Raw genomic sequence first — 19,431 nt, 5'->3', positions numbered from 1 at the left:
GTCAGTTTCCGGCAGGCGATTGCTGCCAAATGCCTTCGCGCTCGAGCATCTTCGTTGCCGCCACCTGTTCGGCGGCACGCTTCGACCGCTCTACGCCGGTTTCGGGCTTAATGCCAGCAACTTCCACCGTCACCTTGAAGCGCGGATCATGATCCGGTCCGCTGCGTTCATCAACCCGGTAGATCGGCGTGACACCAAATTTCGCGTGCGACCATTCCTGCAGCTCGGTCTTGGCGTCGCGCTTGGCGCCATCGGCCCGCACCGCCCTGCCCTGCCAGTAACGCAGAATGAAGCGGCGGGCGACTTCGAGGCCGCCGTCGAGATAGATCGCGGCGATCAGGCTTTCGACGACATCGGCGCGCACATTCATCATGCGCTTGCCGGTCAGTTTTTTCACATCGGCGCCGGTGCGGATATAGAGGTGAAGATTGAGTTCGTCGGCGACCGCAGCACAGGTTTCGGCGCTGACGAGCTGGTTGAGGCGAACCGAGAGCTCGCCTTCTCCTGCCGTGCCAAAGGTGCGGAACAGAAGCTCGGCGATGCAGAGCCCGAGGACCCTGTCGCCGAGGAATTCCAGCCGTTCGTAATTGCCGCCCTTTTCGGTACGGGCGCTGGCATGGGTCAGCGCGCTATCCAGGCGTTCCTTTTCAGCGAAGTCATGACCGATCAGGCCCTCAAGCTTTGCGCGGTCCGCCGCAGAAAGCGTCTGCGCCTTACTCATTCAACAACCTTGAAGAGGCGGTCCCAACGCATGTTCGTCGGCCACTTCCAGATTTCGCGGAAGGAGGTGTCGTTGCCGAGCGAGAAGAAGATGACGCTGGCACGGCCGACAAGATTTTCAGCGGGCACGAAGCCGACGTCGAAGCGGCTGTCTAGCGAGTTGTCGCGATTGTCGCCCATCATGAAATAATGGCCTTCCGGCACGATGAACTCGCGGGTGTTATCACCACGCGACACCCGAGACTGATCGAGCGTGTCGTAGGACTTGCCGTCGTCAAGCGTTTCGCGGAATACCGGCACGTCCTCGCCCGGGTCGAGCTTGTAATCCGAAGTGAACGCACCGTCCGCCACCTTCGGAACCGGCTTGCCGTTGACGTAGAGCACGCCGTCGGTAACCTGGATACGGTCGCCCGGCAGGCCGATGCAGCGCTTGATGTAATCGATGTCGGGGTTCGGCGGGAAACGGAAGACGACAATGTCGCCACGCTTCGGATCGGCGCCGAACAGGCGGCCGCTGAAGATATCAGGCGAAAAGGGCAGCGAATATTTCGAATAGCCGTAAGCGAACTTGTTGACGAAGATGTAGTCGCCGACAAGCAGGGTCGGCATCATCGAACCGGACGGAATGGTAAAGGGCTGGAACAGCACCGTTCGGATCACCATCGCCAAAATCAGCGCCTGGATGATAACTTTGATATTTTCCCAGAGGGCGTTCGGCTTGGCTTCGACTTTTTCGGACACGCAGTCTTATTCCTTCAAGACGCCGCGGCGGCGCAATTCTTTCTGTCGTTCTCTCTAGCGGCTTCGGCCGGTTGCGGCAATGGCGACAACATCAAAAGCGACGAGAGGTCGCGATCAACAGCTCCCGAGGTCGCGCGATCAGAGGCTCAAGGGCAACGCTTCGATAATGACGAAAGCCTGCGCCAAGGGATAATCATCCGTTATTGTCAAATGAATGGCGGGCCTGTGGCCCGCAGGCAGCAGCGATTCGAGGATCAGGGCGGCGCCGCCTGATAAAAGCATGGCGGGTTTGCCGCTCGGCAGGTTGACGACGCCCATGTCCTTCCAGAAGACGCCCTGCGCCATGCCCGTGCCGAGCGCCTTGGAACAGGCCTCCTTGGCGGCAAAACGCTTGGCATAGGATGCGGCACGGTTTGCCCGCCTGTCGGAACGCGCGCGCTCGATCTCGGTGAAGCAGCGATGGGTGAAGCGCTCGCCGAAGCGCTCGATGGATTTCTCGACACGGCGAATGTCGATCAAATCACTGCCAATGCCGATGATCATGCCGGCCCCTTCCGTCGCTTAAGAATTCTTGATCGGGTTCATACGCTCGGCATGTCGCCGGCTGGAACGGCAAGACGCAGGCGCGCCCGCTCCATCAGCCGTATATGGCGGCGCGTCTGAAAAACCTTCACGGTGTATAATGTCAGCGCGTAGAGCGCAACGGAGGTGACGATCGCCGGCGGGATAGCGCCGACCAGCATCGGCTCCAGCACCGGCTTCCATAATTCGGTGAAGTTCAGCTTGTGGAAAAGGGCGGCGAGATCCACCGTCTGACCAGCCAGTTGATCCTCGCGGCTCAACAGCAGATGCCCGATTTCCCAGGTGATGCCCCAGATGAAGGGATAGGTCAGCGGATTGCCGAAGGCGGCGCAGCCGAGGGCGGCGGCCACCATACTACCGGAGAGGAAATAGGTGATGACGAAAGCCATGACGAAATGCACGCCGATGAACGGCGTCCACGAGACGAAGACACCCGCAGCGACGCCGGCGGCAACCGCATGCGGCGAAGCGCTCAGGCGCAGGACGCGCATTGTCAGATAACGGATCGGGCGAAGGAACCCTTTGCGAGGCCATAAAAGCTCCCGCATCTTTTCCTTGAATCCCGCAGGCTTGCGACGGCGAAACAACATGGCCGGTATTTAGTGCAGCGCAAACCACCATGACAAGAGCGGCAAATGATACCGCTCCAAAAACCGCCCCTCAATTCTCGCTGCGAAGAGGAGCTTCTTCATGCCGAGGGGCGTCCGTTATGCATAACGTCCCTCACTTACCTCAAGTATAAAGTCCATTATCAGCGATTACGGAACAGACCGCGATCGACCTGGCGCTGACGAAACTCGAGATCGATACGATCGAGCGAGCCATTCAAATATGCCATTTCACGTTCCTGCGTGGTCGGAGCGCGAAAGGCGCGAGCGAATTTCTTGATAGGGTCAAACATTATCTTGTCTCATCTTCTGTTTACGTTTCGATGACCAGAAGATAGGCCCGGCACAGGTTAATTACTACCGCCGCAATATGGAGACAGCCATGCGCTGAGTGCACCGCTTGCCCCTCTCATGCGCTGCTCCGATTATAAAATGTGCAATTTTTCGCCCAACCCTCTGGAGGGGCTTAACAAAAGCTTTAGTCGTAGAGGCGCCGGACCGTGGCGATGCAATCCAGTTCCTTCATCTGGGCGAGCAACTGGTTGAGCTGGCGCAGGTCCCAGACCTCGACCTCGAGCATCATTTCGGTGAAATCGGCCGCCACTCGCACCGTGTTCAGCAAGCGGATATTGACGTCGAGGCCTGCGACCGTCTGGGCGACCTTGGCAAGCGTGCCGGGCTCATTCAACCCATTCACCATGATGCGCGCCATGAAACGCGACTTGTTGGCTTCGTCGAGGTCCCAGCGCACGTCGATCCAGCGGTCGGGCTGATCGTCGAAGCGCTGCAGGCTCGGCGACTGGATCGGATAGATGGTGATGCCCTTGCCCTGATCCATGATACCGACGATGCGATCGCCGGGCACGGCGCCGGTCGGCGCGAACTTGACGTCGACATTGCCGGACAGGCCGCGGATCGGCCCGATATCGGCATCGGCGTCGATTTCCGAATGGCCGCCGTCGTGCCCTGTCTTGGTCTTGCCGGGGATCTTGAAGATCATGCCGGCGGCGCTGCGAACGTTGAACCAGCCATCATCGCCGGAGGGCTTCACGGTGACGCGCTCATCTTGATGATCGGGATAGACGGCGCGCAACACGTCGAGCGAGGACATCTCGCCGCGGCCGACGGCGGCGATCGCATCCTCGACATCCTTCTGGCCGAGACGGTGCAGCGCCGGCTTCATCGCCTCGCGCGAGAAGATCTTGCCGGCCCTGTTGAAGGTGCGCTCGAGAATGCGGTGGCCGAGGCCGGCATATTGCTTGCGGATCGCCATGCGGGTGGCGCGGCGGATGGCGGCGCGCGCCTTGCCGGTCACGACGATCTCCTCCCAGGCGGCGGGCGGAACCTGCACGCCGGAGCGGATGATCTCGACCTCGTCGCCATTTGCAAGTCGCGTCACCAGCGGCATGATGCGGCCGTTGATCTTGGCGCCGACTGTCGTATCTCCGATATTGGTGTGCACCGCATAGGCGAAATCGATCGGGGTGGCGCCGCGCGGCAGGGCGATCAACTTGCCCTTCGGCGTGAAGCAGAAGACCTGGTCCTGGAAGAGCTCGAGCTTGGTGTGTTCGAGGAATTCTTCCGGGCTGTCGCCCTCGGCCAGGGCCTCGATCGTATGACGCAGCCAAGAATAGGCATTGGATTCGCGGGAAAGAATATCGCCATCGGCATTGGTGGCGCCGTCCTTATAGAGCGTGTGGGCGGCGATGCCGAATTCGGCGATTTCGTGCATGCGCTTGGTGCGGATCTGCAGTTCGATGCGCTGGCTGGAGGGGCCGACGATAGTGGTGTGCAGCGAACGGTAATCGTTCTGCTTCGGCGTCGAGATATAATCCTTGAAGCGGCCGGGCACGACGCGCCAGCGCGTGTGGACAATGCCGAGTGCCCGGTAACAGGACGGGATGTCCTCGACGATCAGGCGGAAGCCGTAGACATCGGAAAGCTGTTCGAAGGAAAGCGACTTCGATTGCATCTTGCGGAAGACGGAATAGGGCTTCTTCTGCCGGCCCTTGACATAGGCGCTCGTCAGGCCGCTTGCGACCAGAAGGTCGCGCAGTTCGGCCTCGATCTTCTTGACGATGCCCTCGTTGCGCTTCGAAAGCTCTTCCAGCCTTTTGGTGACGGTCTCGTAGGCTTCCGGGTTCATATGGCGGAAGGAGAGTTCCTCGAGTTCCTCGCGCATGTCCTGCATGCCCATGCGGCCGGCGAGCGGCGCATAGATTTCCATCGTCTCCTCGGAAATGCGGGCACGCTTGTCGGCCGACATGTGATCGAGGGTACGCATATTGTGCAAGCGATCGGCAAGCTTGACGAGCAGCACGCGCACATCGTCGGAAATGGCGAGCAGCAGCTTGCGCAGATTTTCCGCCTGCTTGGCTTTCTTGGTGACGAGATCGAGCTTCTTGATCTTCGTCAGACCCTCGACCAGGCGACCGATATCCTCGCCGAAGAGTTCGTCGATCTCGGCGCGTGTCGCCGTCGTATCCTCGATCGTATCATGCAGAAGGGCGACAGCGATCGTCGATTCATCGAGATGCATGTCGGTGAGGATGGCGGCGACCTCGAGCGGATGGGAAATATAGGGATCGCCGCTCGCGCGCTTTTGCTGGCCATGTTTCTGCATGGCGTAAACATAGGCTTTGTTCAGCAGTGCTTCATTGGCATCGGGCTTGTATTGCTGAACCCGCTCCACGAGCTCGTACTGCCGCATCATTCCAAAGCCACTCCGATAAAAATAAAAGCGCGCCAATCAACGATTGGCGCACACATGGGCAATAATATGCCTAAGCAATAAAGGTGCAAGATTGACGATTGGTAATCGTCGCTCTTTTGCGTCGCATGCAGCTTTTTTCGGATCGCATCAATGCGACCGCGGGATTGCATCTGACCGATGCGACGGAGATCCGGCCGGTGCGCTTAGTAGTCGTCGCTCTTTTCCGGCGGCACAAGGCCTTCGATGCCGGCAAGCAGCTCTTCTTCCGACATCTGGTCGAAAGTGATCGTCTCCGGCACGTCGTCCTGCTCTTCGCTGTCGGCCGCAGTGGCACCGCCGGCGGCGATCATGCTTGCCGGGTCGGGCTCGGGCTCGTCGACTTCGACGTGCTTCTGCAGCGAATGGATCAGATCTTCCTTGAGGTCATCGGGCGAAAGCGTCTCGTCGGCGATTTCGCGCAGGGCCACGACAGGATTCTTGTCGTTGTCGCGATCGATGGTGATCGAGGCACCCTGGGAAATCAGCCGGGCGCGGTGGCTGGCGAGCAGAACCAGCTCGAAGCGGTTCTCCACCTTGTCGATGCAATCTTCAACTGTGACACGGGCCATTGCCTGTCCTTTACGGTCGTCATTTCGGGATTAACACGCCCGATACAATTAAAACCGGGCAAATACAAGTTTTTCGTTCCGGCTCCCCTCGTCTTTATCCGCGGCTGAGCTAGATTTCCATGGAGAATGTCATAATTCCACCGAAGGTTGCTTGGAATATGTCGAATCGTGCCCTAAATCTTTCATATATGAATAATTCATAAAGTAAAGGATCAGATCGAAATCGAAACACAAGCTATTGTTTTTATTGAAGTTTGACCCATACGGATTTCGATTGCTCTCATTGGATTGGTAAGCGATGTTTGACCCACGCGAAAAAATTGCACTCTTCATTGACGGCGCCAATCTCTACGCTGCATCCAAGAGCCTCGGCTTTGACATTGATTACCGCAAGCTCCTGAAAGCATTCCAGAAACGCGGATATCTGCTGCGCGCGTATTATTATACCGCTCTGATCGAAGATCAGGAATATTCGTCGATCCGGCCGCTGATCGACTGGCTCGACTACAACGGCTACAAAGTCGTCACCAAGCCCGCCAAGGAATTCACGGATTCCATGGGGCGCCGAAAGATCAAAGGCAACATGGACATCGAGCTTGCGATCGATGCCATGGAACAATCCGAAACGGTCGATCATCTCGTCATCTTCTCGGGCGACGGCGATTTCACCAACCTGGTCGAGGCATTGCAGCGCAGAGGCCGCAAGGTCTCGGTGATATCAACCATGGCGACCCAGCCACCAATGATTGCCGACGACCTGCGCCGCCAGGCCGATCATTTCATCGATCTCTTGTCTCTGAAGGCTGAGATCGGTCGCGATCCTTCCGAGCGGGCGCCACGCCCGGCCGAAGTCGCGCCGGCCAGCGATTTCGAGGACTGATCTCTCACTGTAACACTTTGAATTATGCAGGGCGCGGCGGCCAGCTCCTCGCGTGGCCACGCCTTTACATGGACGATACGCGACAGCGGCCGATTGCAGCGTGATCGGACCTAAAGCGCGCCGCGATCTTCCAGATTCGCTTCTTGCGCTTTAAGTCTTTGTTTTTACGCATGCCGTTGTCGCAAAACCGCCGCACACTTTTGCGCGACATGCTTTAGCGCGGTCAACCATGAGCCTTCAGCAGGCGGCTCTTCTGCCGGTTCCAATCGCGCTCCTTCTCGGATTCGCGCTTATCGTGCAATTTCTTACCCTTGGCGAGCGCCAGTTCCATCTTCGCCCGACCGCGATCATTGAAATAGATCTTCAGCGGGATCAGCGTCATGCCTTCACGGTTGATGGCAGAGCGCAGGCGATGGATTTCACGGCCCGACAGCAGCAGCTTGCGGCGGCGGCGCGGTTCGTGATTGAAGCGGTTGGCCTGCAGATATTCCGGTAGATAGGAATTGATCAGCCAGATCTCGCCGCCCTCATCCGAGGCGTAGGATTCGGCGATATTGGCCTTGCCTTCGCGCAGCGACTTGACCTCCGTGCCCATCAGCACGATGCCGGCCTCGTAAGTATCGATGATCTCGTAGTTAAAGCGGGCCTTGCGGTTTTCGGCCACGACCTTATTCACCACGCGCTGGCTGCCTTTGGGGGCCATGACGATATTCCAATTGCTTTTTAGGGCGCGAAAAGCCGCGCCCTCATTCCTTGCCCTCTATGTAAGGGAGAGACCCCGTCTTGTGAAGACGGCCGGTCTCGTCAGTTCAGCAGGCCTGCATGGCGCATCGCGGCGTCGATCGCCGATTCCGTTGCCGGCTCCAGCGTCGAAAGCAGCGGCGAACGAACGTTGCGGCTCATCCGGCCGAGCTTGGAGAGCCCGTATTTGGCGCCGCAAAGACCCGGCTCAAGGAAGATAGCCTTGTGCAGCGGCATCAGCCGATCCTGATATTCCAGGGCGCGGGCATAGTCGCCGGCCAGCGTCGCCGCCTGGAAGTCGGCACAGAGACGCGGGGCGACATTCGCCGTCACCGAAATACAGCCGACGCCGCCATGGGCGTTGAAGCCAAGCGCCGTCGCATCCTCGCCTGACAATTGCCTGAAATCCGCGCCGCAGCTGATGCGCTGTTCGGAGACGCGCTCGATCTTGCCCGTCGCATCCTTGACGCCGACGATATTCCTATGCGCCTTGGCGAGCGCACCCATCGTTTCGGGCGTCATGTCGACCACCGAGCGACCGGGGATATTGTAGATATAGATCGGCAGATCGACGGCCTCGGCGATCGCCGAAAAATGCGCGATCAAACCCTTCTGCGTCGGCTTGTTGTAATAGGGGGTGACGACCAGCACGGCGTTCGCACCGACCTTTTCGGCATGCTGGGCAAGTTCGATCGCCTCACGCGTATTGTTCGAGCCGGCACCGGCCATGACGGGAACGCGTTTTGCGGCAACTTCGATGCAGAGTTCCACCACCCGCTTGTGTTCGGCATGCGACAGCGTCGGGGATTCGCCGGTTGTGCCGACCGGAACGAGACCGCCGCTGCCTTCCTTGATCTGCCAGTCGACATGAGCGGCGAAGCTGTCTTCGTCGATCAGTCCGGCATCGGTGAAGGGGGTGACGAGGGCGGGAATGGACCCATTGAACATGCAAAGCTCCTCACGACCAAATCCTTGCTTCGGCCGCATTCCATGAATAAGAGTTGCGCACCATAGAGCGCCGAAATCATCGCGACAAGCGCGTAGAGTTCGGTTTAGGGCAAATTCCGATAGCAGATGTGAATGAATTTTACCTGGTACGGTAAGGTTTCGTTAAGATGCCTCTAGCCTAATGGCAAGGCGTGTTTTCATTGCGAGATCCCGGATGAAGAAAGCTGTCCTGATTCTGTCCGCCTTCGGCTTCATTGCCGCTGCGTGGGGCAGCGTTGCGTCGCCGCTTCCCGGCGAGAGCACTTCCATGCCTGAGGTCAAGCCGCTCGGCTTCATTCCCGAGACAGCCATACCGGAATCGATCACGACAGGCGCTATTCCGCGCAATCCGGCCATCGCGCCCGTCAATGGCGACCTGAAGGCCGGCCTCGACGCGCTTTCCGACAAGGATCCGCAGCTGGCACTTTCGATCCGTGACAGCATGCGCGACGGGACGCTCGACCGCCATATCCTCACCTGGGCGATCGCCGTTTCCGGATTGAAGGGCGTTCCTTCTTTTGAAATCGCCAGCGCCGCGCAAGAGCTCAAGGGCTGGCCGGGTCTTTCGCGGTTGCGCGCCTATTCCGAACGCGCGATCTATGATGAAAATCCCGCCCCTTCCGCCGTGCTCGCCGCCTTCGGCGATACCGCGCCCGAGACAATGCAGGGCGCCGTCATCCTCGGCCGGGCGCTGGTTGCGTCAGGCAAGCAGGCGCAGGCGGCGAAATATATCCGCAAGGTCTGGCGCGTAGAGGCGCTCGACAAGGCGACCGAGGACAAGATCCTCATCGAGTTTTCCGCGCTGTTGACGCCTGCCGACCATAAGGCGCGGATGGACTATCTGATGTATCGCGGCCGGGTGGCGCAGGCCAAGCGCTTCGGAGACATGGGCCAGGCGCAGTCGCTCTACACGGCCTGGGCTGCAGTCGACGCCAAAGCCGGCAATGCCGGCGCGCTGCTCAACGCCGTCGATGCGAAATGGCGCGGCGATGCCGGCCTGCTGTTTGCGCGGATCGAATATCTACGCAAGCAAGACAAATATGCCGAAGCGGCCGTGCTTCTGGAGCAGATGCCGCCCGAGCGTAGCGAACTCGTCAATTCCGGCGAATGGTGGAACGAGCAGCGCATCATCAGCCGTGGTCTCGTCGACCAGGGACAGTTCAAGCCTGCCTATCGCATCGTCGCAAACTACGCCGCAACGAGCCCGACGGATATCGTCGAGGCTGAATTCCATGCCGGATGGTACGCGCTTCGCGGCCTGCGGGACCCGGCAACGGCGGAAAAACATTTCCGCAAGATCCTCCAGACATCAAACGGACCGATCTCGGTTTCACGCGCCTGGTATTGGCTGGGACGAGCAGCGGAGGCCGGAGGCCCCGGCAAATCCAGCGAACTCTATGCGAAGGCCGCGAATTTTCCCGGCACCTTCTATGGACAGCTCGCGGCCGAAAGGCTGGGGCGAAAGACGCTTAACGTCACCTATCCCGCACCGAGCACGGCCGACCGGCAGCGCTTCCAGGCACGCGAAGCCGTGCAGGCGATCGCCCGGCTGGAGGCCGCCGGCCATGGATGGCGGGCCGCCATTCTCTATCTCGCGCTCGCCGATCAACTGCAAAGCCCCGGTGAATTGGCTGTCCTTGCGGCACGGGCCGAGCAATCCGGCGATCATCATCTCTCGCTGCAGATCGGAAAGATCGCCTATGGACGCGGCATCGATGTCGCAGCGCTTGCCTTTCCGGTCGGCGTAATCCCGGCGAACGCCAACATAACAGGCTCCGGCAAGGCGCTCGCCTATGCCATCGCCCGGCAGGAAAGCGCCTTCAACCCAGCCGCCGTATCGGCGGCGAACGCGCGCGGCCTGCTGCAGATTCTGCCGGGAACAGCCCAGGCGGTGGCCAAGCGCCACAACATCGCCTTTTCCAAAGACAAGCTGACGGCCGATGCCGGCTATAACGCGACACTCGGTGCTCATTATCTCGGCGAGCAGATCGACGCCTTCGGCGGCTCCTATATCCTCACCTTCATTGCCTATAATGCCGGGCCGAAGCGGGTGCCGGAATGGATCGGCCGCTACGGCGATCCGCGCGGCAGGCCGATCGACGAGATCGTCGACTGGATCGAGCGCATCCCCTTCCCCGAAACGCGCAACTACGTACAGCGGGTGATGGAGAACTACGAAGTTTATAAAGCCCGTCTCGGCCAACCCACCGATATCGAGCGCGACCTGATCGGCGGACGCAGCGCCTCCTGAAGCCGTTTGGCGCGACTTGAAAAGCAAGCTACATCTTCGGGATCAAACAGATCTCGAGGGATGCGATGCCGGATATGGATGCAGGCGGTTTCCAGGAACGATTTTACACGTCTTCTGATGGGTTAAGGCTTTATGCCCGCGACTACCGACCAGACCAGGCGGCAGCCGCCGGACGGCTGCCGGTGATCTGCTTGCCCGGCCTGACCCGCAATACGCGGGATTTTCATCCGCTTGCACTGCTTCTCTCCCGGGACACAACAATGCCTCGCAGAGTGATTGCGCTCGATTCGCGCGGACGGGGAAACTCGGCATGGGATGAGAACAAGGCGAACTACAATCTCGCCATCGAGGCCGGCGACGTCCTTGCCGCCTGCGCAGCACTCGGCATCGAGCGGGCGATCTTCATCGGCACGTCGCGGGGCGGGCTGATCCTGCATCTGATCGCGGCGACACGGCCGGATCTTCTCGAAGCCGTCATCCTCAACGACATCGGGCCTGTGCTCGAGGCTGAGGGGCTGGCGCGGATCCGCGATTACCTCAACGGCGGCAGGAAGCCGGCGGACTGGAACGAGGCGGCCGATATATTGAAGGAAAATCATGGCGCGTCGTTTGCCGCGCTTGCAGAGGAAGACTGGCGCGAGATGGCGCTTGCCCTTTATCGCGATATAGGTGGACGGCCGGTCGCCGACTTCGACCCGGCGATCGCAGAGGCACTGAAATCGATCGATTTCAGCCAGTCGTTGCCTGATCTCTGGGGACAATTCGAAAGCCTGAGCCGGTTGCCGGTCATGCTGATCCGCGGTGAAAGTACGTTGCTGCTTTCACAGGAAACCGCCGGCGAAATGGCACGGCGGCATTCGCGGTTGATCCTTCATGCTGCCGAAGGACAAGGACATGCCCCGCTCCTGCACCTCGGCAATATCCCCACGACAATTCGAGCTTTTCTCGCCACCCGCCGATAACCTCAGGAAATTGGTCAGCTGGTACAATGGGCCATTCGTCCAAATACAAAAAGCCCGGCTCGAGAGCCGGGCTTTCCTGATTGACCGAAGTCAGATCAGATTAGAACGAACGCTGCAGGCGGAAGTAGCCCGAAGTGGAGTCGTCATCATCTTCCGGATCGAGGTACTGAACCGAAGCCTTGGCATAGAAGTTGTCGACGATCTGGTAATCAACCGTCAGACCAGCCTTCCAGGCATCGCCATCAGCAAAGTCGTCGCCGACAACGCCGTAGTTGCTGTAGTACTGCACACCAGGGGTGATCTTGAGCTTGTCGGTTGCCTTGATAGCGTATTCGGCAGCGACAGCCCATTCAGCCGCGGTGTAGTAGGAGCTCGGGCCGGTAGCGTATACAACAGCGAGGCCGAGCGTACCAGGACCGATGTCAGCCGTACCCATTGCACGGACAGCACCTTCTTCATTGTCGACGTCGTAGCCGGCAGTGATCTGGTAGCTGAACGCACCAGCCTTGCCGCCGAGACCGACTGCAACGCCAACGTTGTTGGGTTCTTCGTCCGCCTTGTAGAAGCCGTCTTCGAGTTCATCGACGCTGATGCCAGCGTAGAAGGCGTCGGTTTCATACTGATAACGGATGGAGTTATGCAGCGTGACCGGCGAGCCGATGTCGTCGGTTTCGCCCGAGAGACCATCGTCCCACCAGCTGTAGAACAGACCAGCGCGGAAGCCGGCGATGTCAAGGTAAGCGGAGTCGAGGATGGCTTCCTGTTCCGAGGAGTTGTCAGCATTGAACTGCATGACGATGACGCCGGTCAGCGGACCATACTCGGTGTCGCTCTTGGCCGTGAACTGAACCTGGCCGCGAGTTCTTGCGTCCCAATCGGAGTCGTTGTCTGCCGAAAGGTTGAGCGGCTGGTCACCAATATCAACCTGGAAACGGATGTAACCTTCGATCTTGAGGCAGGTTTCAGTGCCCGGGATGTAGAAGTAGCCGGTGCCGTAAGCGTCGCAGACGCGAACATATTCAACCGGTTCCGGCTCGGCAGCAACGATAGCGTCAGCAGCCTGAGCACCGGAAACTACTGCGAGAGCAGCAGCGGAGCCGAGAAGAAGGCTCTTGATGTTCATAAATGACCTCCAATTCAAAGTTTCGATCGGGTTTGGGATCTTTCGCTGAGCAGCGTTCCCTGCCCCATCCCCGTGTTTCAAGAAGTGGACGATCAGTCGCCCTTGCTTCCGACGCTGAAAATACAAGACGGAAGCCGTCACGCAATCACCAACTTACTCGGACAGGGGATTTGAAGGAGCCTTCCCGACATTCTGTTGCTGAAAGGACACAAGTCGGGCAACCGGCCTCGATTTCCTTTATGCTTCGTTAAGAAAACCGTGATTTTGCGGAGGCTTAGGTCAAGCCAACAAAGATTTGGACATGCGCTTGGCGACACATTCGTGACACTTTTTTGACAAAGTGCGGCTCTTGCGAGGGATTCATGATTGCCGGAAGCGTAACCGGACGTGCACCGATCCGCTTTCGCCACCTGTCAGTGGCTTGAGCGCGGGAGGTGATTCCCGCAGGCGATTCTCTCACTTGGGGTAGAGAGATTTTTTCGGCGCCCGGCCTAGCCGACTAAGCGAACATGATTCCCAGCAGAAACTAACGATCGACGCACGCTCAGGAAATCGGAATGGCGGAGAAGATGGGATTCGAACCCACGATACGCTTTTGACGTATACTCCCTTAGCAGGGGAGCGCCTTCGACCACTCGGCCACCTCTCCGGTGCGGCCTAACTATGGTGACCGGTCTGTGAATGCAAGGGTTTTTTGAGTTTTCACCAGAAGAAATGCAGCGAGCTGGCAATTCAGCCGGTTGCGCAAACAAACCGCATTTCCTGGCGAAATCCGCGGAATTTGATCGCGCTTCGTTCTCTTCGATGAAGGAGCCGAACTCAACCGAGCAGGCTCTTGAGGTCGGCAGAAGGGTCGGCGAGAATCGATTTATCGGGATTGGTCCCGGATTCCAGCAGTTTTTTGCCGGTCACATAAGCCTTCGCGTCGTTGATCGCATCGACGGCAATCAGCCGGCCCTCCCTGAAGTACCAGACCGAATGCGCGCCTTCGCGGGCGCCGGAGCGCAGCAGCGTCTCGTCATAACCAAGATTGAAGCCGGCGATCTGCAGCTTGACGTCATACTGGTCGGACCAGAACCACGGCTTCGGATCATAGGGCTCGTTGCCGCCGGCGATGACGGCTGCCGCCGCTTCGGCCTGGTCGACAGCGTTCTGCACCGATTCGAGCCTGATGCGTCCGCCCTGCCAGGGAAGTTCGGCGCAATCGCCAGCCGCAAAGATCGCCGGATCGGAGGTGCGGGCGAATTCGTCGACGACAATGCCGTTGGCGACTTCGAGGCCGGCTTCCTTGGCAAGCTGATCGTTCGGGGCGACGCCGATGCCGACGACGGCGAAATCGATGTCGATGACCGATCCGTCGGAAAGTGCGGCGCCGGTGACGCGGCCATCCTTGCCGATCAGATGCTTGAGCCCTGTCTTCTCGCGGATCACCACGTCATGGGCCTCGTGGATCACGCGCATGATGTCGGCGGTCTCCTTCGCCGCGACGCGCTGCAGGATGCGGTCGGCCATCTCAATGACGGTGACTTCCAGGCCGCGATGGCGGGCAACGGCCGCCGCCTCGAGACCGATATAACCGCCACCGATGATGAGGACGCGGCGACCGGGGCGCATCTCGTCAGCGAGCAGATCGGCATCGCGCTTGTCGCGGGCGACATAAACGCCTTCGAGATCGCCGCCGATTGCGGCCGGCAGCCGGCGCGGCGTCGAGCCGGTGGCGAGCGCCAGCGTGCCGTAATCAAGAACGGAGCCGTCCTGCAGCAGAACCTGCTTACTGTCCGGCTTGATCTGCTCGGCCCAGGTCGAAAGGCGAAGATCGACGTCATTGTCCGCATACCAGTGCTCGGCGCGGAACAGAAGGCGGTCGAAAGCCATTTCGCCGAGCAGGTATTTTTTCGAAAGCGGCGGGCGCTGATAGGGAGCGACATCCTCTGCGCCGATGAGGGTGATCGGGCGCGTATCCTTCAACGCACGCAGCTTGGCTGCCAATGCGAAACCGGCCTGTCCCGCGCCGATGATCACCAGTCTATCCGTCACGATCTCACTCCTGAAGCTGCGCCCGACGCCCACGCCAAGGCCTATTCCCTACCCCACGCCCCGTCAACGGAAAGCGGCCTCTTACATTCAGCCGATCTCGATCCAGCGGCGCTCGTGGAAGGACTGTGCCATGGCATGCACCGACTTCTCTATCCTGAGACCGTCTTCGAATGTCACGATCGACGACGGCTCGCCTGATATTGCCCGGATCAGCTCACGGCATTCGATGATCTTCAGATCGTTGAAGCCGAGGCCGTGGCCTGGTGCCGGGATAAACCGATCATAAGGCTGATGGGCGGGGGCCGCCAGTATCTTGCGGAAGCCCTGCTCGGAGCCACGGCCGTCGGCCTGATAGAGCTCGAATTCGTTCATCCGCTCCTGGTCGTAGACGATCGAGCCTGTCGAGCCAAAAATCTGCAGCGCAATGCGGCCCTTGCGACCCCAGGCGGCGCGATTCGCCATCAGCACGGCGGAGATGCCGCCGCCAAGCCGCATCAGCACGTTGGCGCCATCGTGGTTTTCGACGGCACGGCGACCGCCCTCGCTTAGCGGGCGGTCGGCATAGGGTTTGACCATATCCGTTATGACGGCCTCGACATGGCCGAAGAGATACCAGAGCAGCGACAGCGGGTGCACGGCGAAATCGTCGAGCGCGCCGTAGCCGGCGGAAAGCTCGCTCTTCCAATAAAAGAAGACATCCGGATCGGCCATGAAATCCTCGTCCATCTCGACGCGGATGTGGTTGACCGTGCCGATGGCGCCCTCGCCAATCAGCGTCCTGATATGCCGCATGACAGGATTCTGGATGTAATTATAACCAAGGACGGCAACCCTGCCTGATTTCTTCGCCGTCTCCAGCATGCGCTCGGCATCGGCATAGGCCGGCGCCATCGGTTTTTCGCACCAGACATGTTTGCCGGCTGCAAGGGCTGCAATCGCCATCTCGGCGTGGAACTGATTGGGCGTGGTGACGGAGACGACGTCGACCTCGGGGTCGGCAATCAGCGCCCGCCAGTCGGCCGTTGCCTTCTCGAAACCGAATTCACCGGCACGAGCCTCAGCAAGCCCGGCATTGGCTTCGGCCAGATGCACGAGACGCGGACGCTCGACATCGCCGAACACCGTCTTCACCGCATTCCACGCCAATGCATGGCACTTGCCCATATAACCGGTGCCGATCAAACCGATGCCGAGTGGCTTCATTTCCGTCTCCTCCAGAGCTGTGCGCGGATTTTTGGAATATTTGGATCATTTTGACAAGGGACCCAGCCACAGGCACTTTTGCGCCCATCCCGACCAGACTGTCCAAAAGCCTTCAATTACAGGGGATTAAAAACAATTAGCCGTGTCGTTTGAAATCGTTTATGTTCGATAATATGGAATATTTGTTTCATCTCGTGAGCCGTAAGCATGGATAACGATTCCCAGAGGCACGCGCGCGTGCCGCGCGATTTCGAAAGCCTGCGCAGCACCATCATCGAGCGCAAGGCGAGCATGCCGAAGCGGCTGGCGCAGGTCGCCGCCTTCGCGCTCGGCAATCCCGACGAAATCGCCTTCGGCACGACGGCGAGCATCGCGGCCGCCTCCGATGTCCAGCCGTCGACGCTGGTGCGCCTGGCGCATCATCTGGGTTACGGCGGCTTTTCCGACCTGCAGAGCATCTTTCGCGAAAGATTGCGGGACCGGACGCTAAGCTACGAAGAGCGCCTCGTCACGCTCGAGCAATCGAGCGGCGACGATGAGGACGCCAATCTGCTCTCCGGCTTCATTGCCGCGGCTAACCAGTCGGTCAACCGGCTGGCGGCGACGGTGCAGAGCGATACTTTTACGAAAGCCGTGAATATCCTTGCCAGCGCCGAGACGATCTATCTGATCGCCAAACGGCGCTCCTACCCGCTGACGGCGCACATGACCTACGCTTTTTCCAAGCTCAATATCCGCCACCAGATCGTCGCCTCGCCAAACGGCGTCGACCCTGAAATGGTGCAGTTCGCAACACCGAAAGACGCAGCGATCGCGGCAAGCTTCTCGCCCTATGCCGCCGACAGCCTTAATCAGAGCCAGGAGCTTGCCGACCGCGGCGTCCCCGTCATCGCGATCACCGATTCGGCCTTCTCGCCGCTTGCCGCCTGCGCCACGCACTGGTTCGAAGTGGCGGAAGCCGATTTCGCCGGCTTCCGCTCACTTTCGGCCTCGATGGCGCTCACCATGGCACTACCGGTTGCAATCGCCGAACGGCGGCGCAAGAGTCAGCAGTCAAAACCTGCAAAAGGCAAAATGGAATAAACATTCCGAATTGACAAAATATCGGAACCGATGTTTCATTATTGAAAATTCGCAGGCACTGGAAGCCGCGCAAAATCTAGCGGGAGGACATCATGGTACAATCGAATCCGGGTTCACAGCCGGAGCCGGCGCTTGATGTGATCACCATCGGCCGTTCCTCGGTCGATCTTTACGGCCAGCAGATCGGTTCGCGGCTTGAGGATATCGGCTCCTTCGCCAAGTCCGTCGGCGGCTGCCCGGCCAATATCGCCATCGGCACGGCACGGCTCGGCCTCAAATCCGGCCTCATCACCCGCGTCGGCGACGAGCAGATGGGACGCTTCATCCGCGAGCAGTCGGCGCACGAAGGTGTCGCGACAGACGGCATCGTCACCGACAAGGAGCGGCTGACGGCGCTGGTGCTGCTGGCAGTCGAAGCCGAGGGCGTGTCGCCGATGATCTTCTATCGGTCGGACTGCGCCGACATGGCGCTCGATGAAGGTGATATCGACGAAGATTTCATCAGATCGTCGCGCGCCGTTCTTGTTTCCGGCACGCATTTCTCGCGGCCGAATACCGAGGCCGCGCAGCGCAAAGCCATCCGCATCGCCAAGGCGAACGGCCGCAAGGTGATCTTCGACATCGATTACCGGCCGAACCTCTGGGGCCTTGCCGGCCATGCGGAAGGCTTCGAACGCTACGTGAAATCCGACCGGGTCTCCTCGAAGATGAAGGAGACGCTGCCGGATTGCGACCTCATCGTCGGCACCGAAGAGGAAATCCTGATCGCTTCCGGCGCCGACGACGTGCTCGGCGCGCTGAAGGAGATCCGTCGGCTGTCGCCGGCGACGATCGTGCTTAAGCGCGGCGCCATGGGCTGCATCGTCTATGACGGGCCGATCGCCGACGATCTCGAAGCCGGCATCATCGGCCAGGGTTTCCCGATCGAGGTCTTCAACGTGCTGGGCGCCGGCGATGCCTTCATGTCCGGCTTCCTGCGCGGTTTCCTGCGCGACGAGCCGCTGAAGACCTGCGCCACCTGGGCCAATGCCTGCGGCGCCTTCGCCGTCTCCCGCCTGCTCTGCTCGCCGGAATATCCGACCTGGGCGGAACTCGACTTCTTCCTGACGACCGGCAGCAAACAGCGGGCGCTGCGCAAGGACGAGGCGCTCAACCATATCCACTGGGCATCGACCCGGCGCGGCGAAATCCCGCTTTTGATGGCGCTGGCGATCGACCACCGTTCGCAGCTCGTCAGCGTCGCCGATGAGCTCGGCGTCGGCCATGAGAAGATCGTCGCCTTCAAGCGGCTGGCGGTGGCGGCAGCGGCGCGGGTTTCGAACGGCCGCGACGGCTACGGCATGCTGATCGACGAACGCTTCGGCCGCGACGCTTTCTTCGATGCGGCGACGAAGAATTTCTCCTGGATCGGACGGCCGGTGGAATTGCCGGGCTCGAAGCCGCTGCGCTTCGAATTCAGCCAGGATATCGGCTCGCAGCTCGTCGAATGGCCGCTCGGTCATTGCATCAAATGCCTGTGCTTCTATCATCCTGATGATCCGGCTGACTTGAAGACGGAGCAGCAGGAGAAGCTGCGGACGCTGTTCGAGGCCGCCCGCAAGGTCGGCCGCGAGCTGCTGGTGGAGATCATCGCCGGCAAGAACGGGCCGCTCACCGACGACACGATCGCAACCGCGCTGGAGGAACTCTATGCGCTCGGCATCAAGCCGGACTGGTGGAAGCTGGAACCGCAGGCATCCCGTGAAGCCTGGAAGAAGATCGATGCGGTGATCGCCAAAAATGATCCATGGTGCCGCGGTATCGTGCTCCTGGGGCTCGAGGCGCCCGCCGACGAGCTGATCTCCTGCTTCGAGGCGACGCTGGCAGCTCCCTCCGTGAAGGGTTTCGCCGTCGGCCGGACGATCTTTGCCGATCCGGCGCGCGCCTGGCTTTCAGGTGAAATGAACGACGAGGAAGCGATCGCCGATATGGCCGGCCGCTTCCGGCAACTGACAGAGGCGTGGCTGAAGACGCGCGGACATCAATAGACTTAGAATTGAGACCTCTCCTCAACCCCTCCCCACAAGGGGGAGGGACTTAACCCGGAGCACCGCCTCACGCCATCAGCAAGCTTCCCTTTGGAGGAGACATTGCGGCGAGAATGTAGAGAGCCCGGCAGGTTAGCCCCTCCCCCTTGTGGGGAGGAGTTGGGG

Annotated in this window: 17 protein-coding genes and 1 tRNA gene; 5 read left to right on the top strand and 13 right to left on the bottom strand. The window is 59.9% G+C overall.

All coding sequences use genetic code 11. The features are described from left to right. Window position 1: 1 nt before the first annotated feature. The 7 genes from rnc to rpoZ all read right to left on the bottom strand — a co-directional run bounded on the left by rnc (window position 2) and on the right by rpoZ (window position 5,972). Window positions 2-721, bottom strand: coding sequence for a ribonuclease III (gene rnc / locus HFO71_RS12495; protein ID WP_017959762.1), 720 nt, complete (start codon window positions 719-721; stop codon window positions 2-4). Further along, window positions 718-1,461, bottom strand: coding sequence for a signal peptidase I (lepB, locus tag HFO71_RS12490; protein ID WP_077976116.1), 744 nt, complete (start codon window positions 1,459-1,461; stop codon window positions 718-720). The genes rnc and lepB overlap by 4 nt, the downstream gene beginning before the upstream one ends. A 138-nt stretch (window positions 1,462-1,599) precedes the next feature. Continuing rightward, on the bottom strand, window positions 1,600-2,004 hold the full coding sequence (gene acpS / locus HFO71_RS12485) for a holo-ACP synthase (protein WP_077976115.1): 405 nt from the start codon (window positions 2,002-2,004) through the stop codon (window positions 1,600-1,602). Window positions 2,005-2,042: 38 nt separating this feature from the next. Then, window positions 2,043-2,633, bottom strand: a complete 591-nt coding sequence (locus HFO71_RS12480) for a DUF2062 domain-containing protein (protein WP_077976114.1) — start codon at window positions 2,631-2,633, stop codon at window positions 2,043-2,045. Between the two features lie 161 nt (window positions 2,634-2,794). Beyond that, window positions 2,795-2,944 carry a DUF3563 family protein gene (locus HFO71_RS12475; protein ID WP_003558084.1) on the bottom strand — a complete coding sequence of 50 codons (150 nt, stop codon included), beginning with the start codon at window positions 2,942-2,944 and terminating at the stop codon, window positions 2,795-2,797. A gap of 185 nt (window positions 2,945-3,129) precedes the next feature. After that, window positions 3,130-5,364 carry a RelA/SpoT family protein gene (locus HFO71_RS12470; protein WP_017959758.1) on the bottom strand — a complete coding sequence of 745 codons (2,235 nt, stop codon included), beginning with the start codon at window positions 5,362-5,364 and terminating at the stop codon, window positions 3,130-3,132. Between the two features lie 203 nt (window positions 5,365-5,567). Then, window positions 5,568-5,972 carry a DNA-directed RNA polymerase subunit omega gene (gene rpoZ, locus HFO71_RS12465; RefSeq protein ID WP_017959757.1) on the bottom strand — a complete coding sequence of 135 codons (405 nt, stop codon included), beginning with the start codon at window positions 5,970-5,972 and terminating at the stop codon, window positions 5,568-5,570. A gap of 298 nt (window positions 5,973-6,270) precedes the next feature. Between rpoZ and HFO71_RS12460 the strand changes: the two genes are divergently transcribed. Beyond that, complete coding sequence (locus tag HFO71_RS12460) at window positions 6,271-6,852, top strand: LabA-like NYN domain-containing protein (protein ID WP_003546927.1); 582 nt, start codon at window positions 6,271-6,273, stop codon at window positions 6,850-6,852. A gap of 223 nt (window positions 6,853-7,075) precedes the next feature. Here the strand turns inward: HFO71_RS12460 and smpB are convergent, their stop codons facing one another. Together smpB and dapA are read right to left on the bottom strand one after the other, a co-directional pair. Beyond that, the gene (gene smpB, locus HFO71_RS12455) at window positions 7,076-7,555 is read right to left on the bottom strand and encodes an SsrA-binding protein SmpB (protein WP_003546925.1); all 480 of its coding nucleotides are present in this window, start codon (window positions 7,553-7,555) and stop codon (window positions 7,076-7,078) included. A 101-nt stretch (window positions 7,556-7,656) separates the two neighbouring features. Next, on the bottom strand, window positions 7,657-8,541 hold the full coding sequence (gene dapA, locus HFO71_RS12450) for a 4-hydroxy-tetrahydrodipicolinate synthase (protein WP_077976113.1): 885 nt from the start codon (window positions 8,539-8,541) through the stop codon (window positions 7,657-7,659). A gap of 214 nt (window positions 8,542-8,755) precedes the next feature. Between dapA and HFO71_RS12445 the strand changes: the two genes are divergently transcribed. Together HFO71_RS12445 and HFO71_RS12440 are read left to right on the top strand one after the other, a co-directional pair. Continuing rightward, complete coding sequence (locus HFO71_RS12445) at window positions 8,756-10,831, top strand: lytic transglycosylase domain-containing protein (protein WP_077976112.1); 2,076 nt, start codon at window positions 8,756-8,758, stop codon at window positions 10,829-10,831. 65 nt (window positions 10,832-10,896) lie between these two features. Then, window positions 10,897-11,793, top strand: coding sequence for an alpha/beta fold hydrolase (locus HFO71_RS12440; RefSeq protein WP_077976111.1), 897 nt, complete (start codon window positions 10,897-10,899; stop codon window positions 11,791-11,793). Window positions 11,794-11,893: 100 nt separating this feature from the next. On the opposite strand, the gene HFO71_RS12435 is transcribed toward HFO71_RS12440, so the two are convergent. The 4 genes from HFO71_RS12435 to HFO71_RS12420 form a co-directional block, all read right to left on the bottom strand. Beyond that, complete coding sequence (locus HFO71_RS12435) at window positions 11,894-12,916, bottom strand: porin (protein ID WP_017959753.1); 1,023 nt, start codon at window positions 12,914-12,916, stop codon at window positions 11,894-11,896. A gap of 558 nt (window positions 12,917-13,474) precedes the next feature. After that, window positions 13,475-13,565 (bottom strand) — tRNA-Ser (locus HFO71_RS12430). Between the two features lie 170 nt (window positions 13,566-13,735). After that, window positions 13,736-14,953 (bottom strand): NAD(P)/FAD-dependent oxidoreductase, encoded by a 1,218-nt coding sequence (locus HFO71_RS12425; RefSeq protein ID WP_077976283.1) that lies wholly within the window; start codon window positions 14,951-14,953, stop codon window positions 13,736-13,738. Window positions 14,954-15,040: 87 nt separating this feature from the next. Further along, window positions 15,041-16,156, bottom strand: a complete 1,116-nt coding sequence (locus HFO71_RS12420) for a Gfo/Idh/MocA family protein (RefSeq protein WP_077976110.1) — start codon at window positions 16,154-16,156, stop codon at window positions 15,041-15,043. 207 nt (window positions 16,157-16,363) lie between these two features. Between HFO71_RS12420 and HFO71_RS12415 the strand changes: the two genes are divergently transcribed. Together HFO71_RS12415 and HFO71_RS12410 are read left to right on the top strand one after the other, a co-directional pair. After that, window positions 16,364-17,239 carry a MurR/RpiR family transcriptional regulator gene (locus HFO71_RS12415; protein WP_017959750.1) on the top strand — a complete coding sequence of 292 codons (876 nt, stop codon included), beginning with the start codon at window positions 16,364-16,366 and terminating at the stop codon, window positions 17,237-17,239. 92 nt (window positions 17,240-17,331) lie between these two features. Continuing rightward, window positions 17,332-19,266 (top strand): bifunctional 5-dehydro-2-deoxygluconokinase/5-dehydro-2-deoxyphosphogluconate aldolase, encoded by a 1,935-nt coding sequence (locus HFO71_RS12410; RefSeq protein ID WP_077976109.1) that lies wholly within the window; start codon window positions 17,332-17,334, stop codon window positions 19,264-19,266. The last annotated feature ends 165 nt before the right edge of the window (window positions 19,267-19,431 follow it).

This window comes from Rhizobium laguerreae (assembly GCF_019778565.1).
GTDB lineage: Bacteria > Pseudomonadota > Alphaproteobacteria > Rhizobiales > Rhizobiaceae > Rhizobium > Rhizobium laguerreae.
Note: the sequence above shows the minus strand (reverse complement) of the source record. Positions and strands in the feature narration are given on the sequence as shown.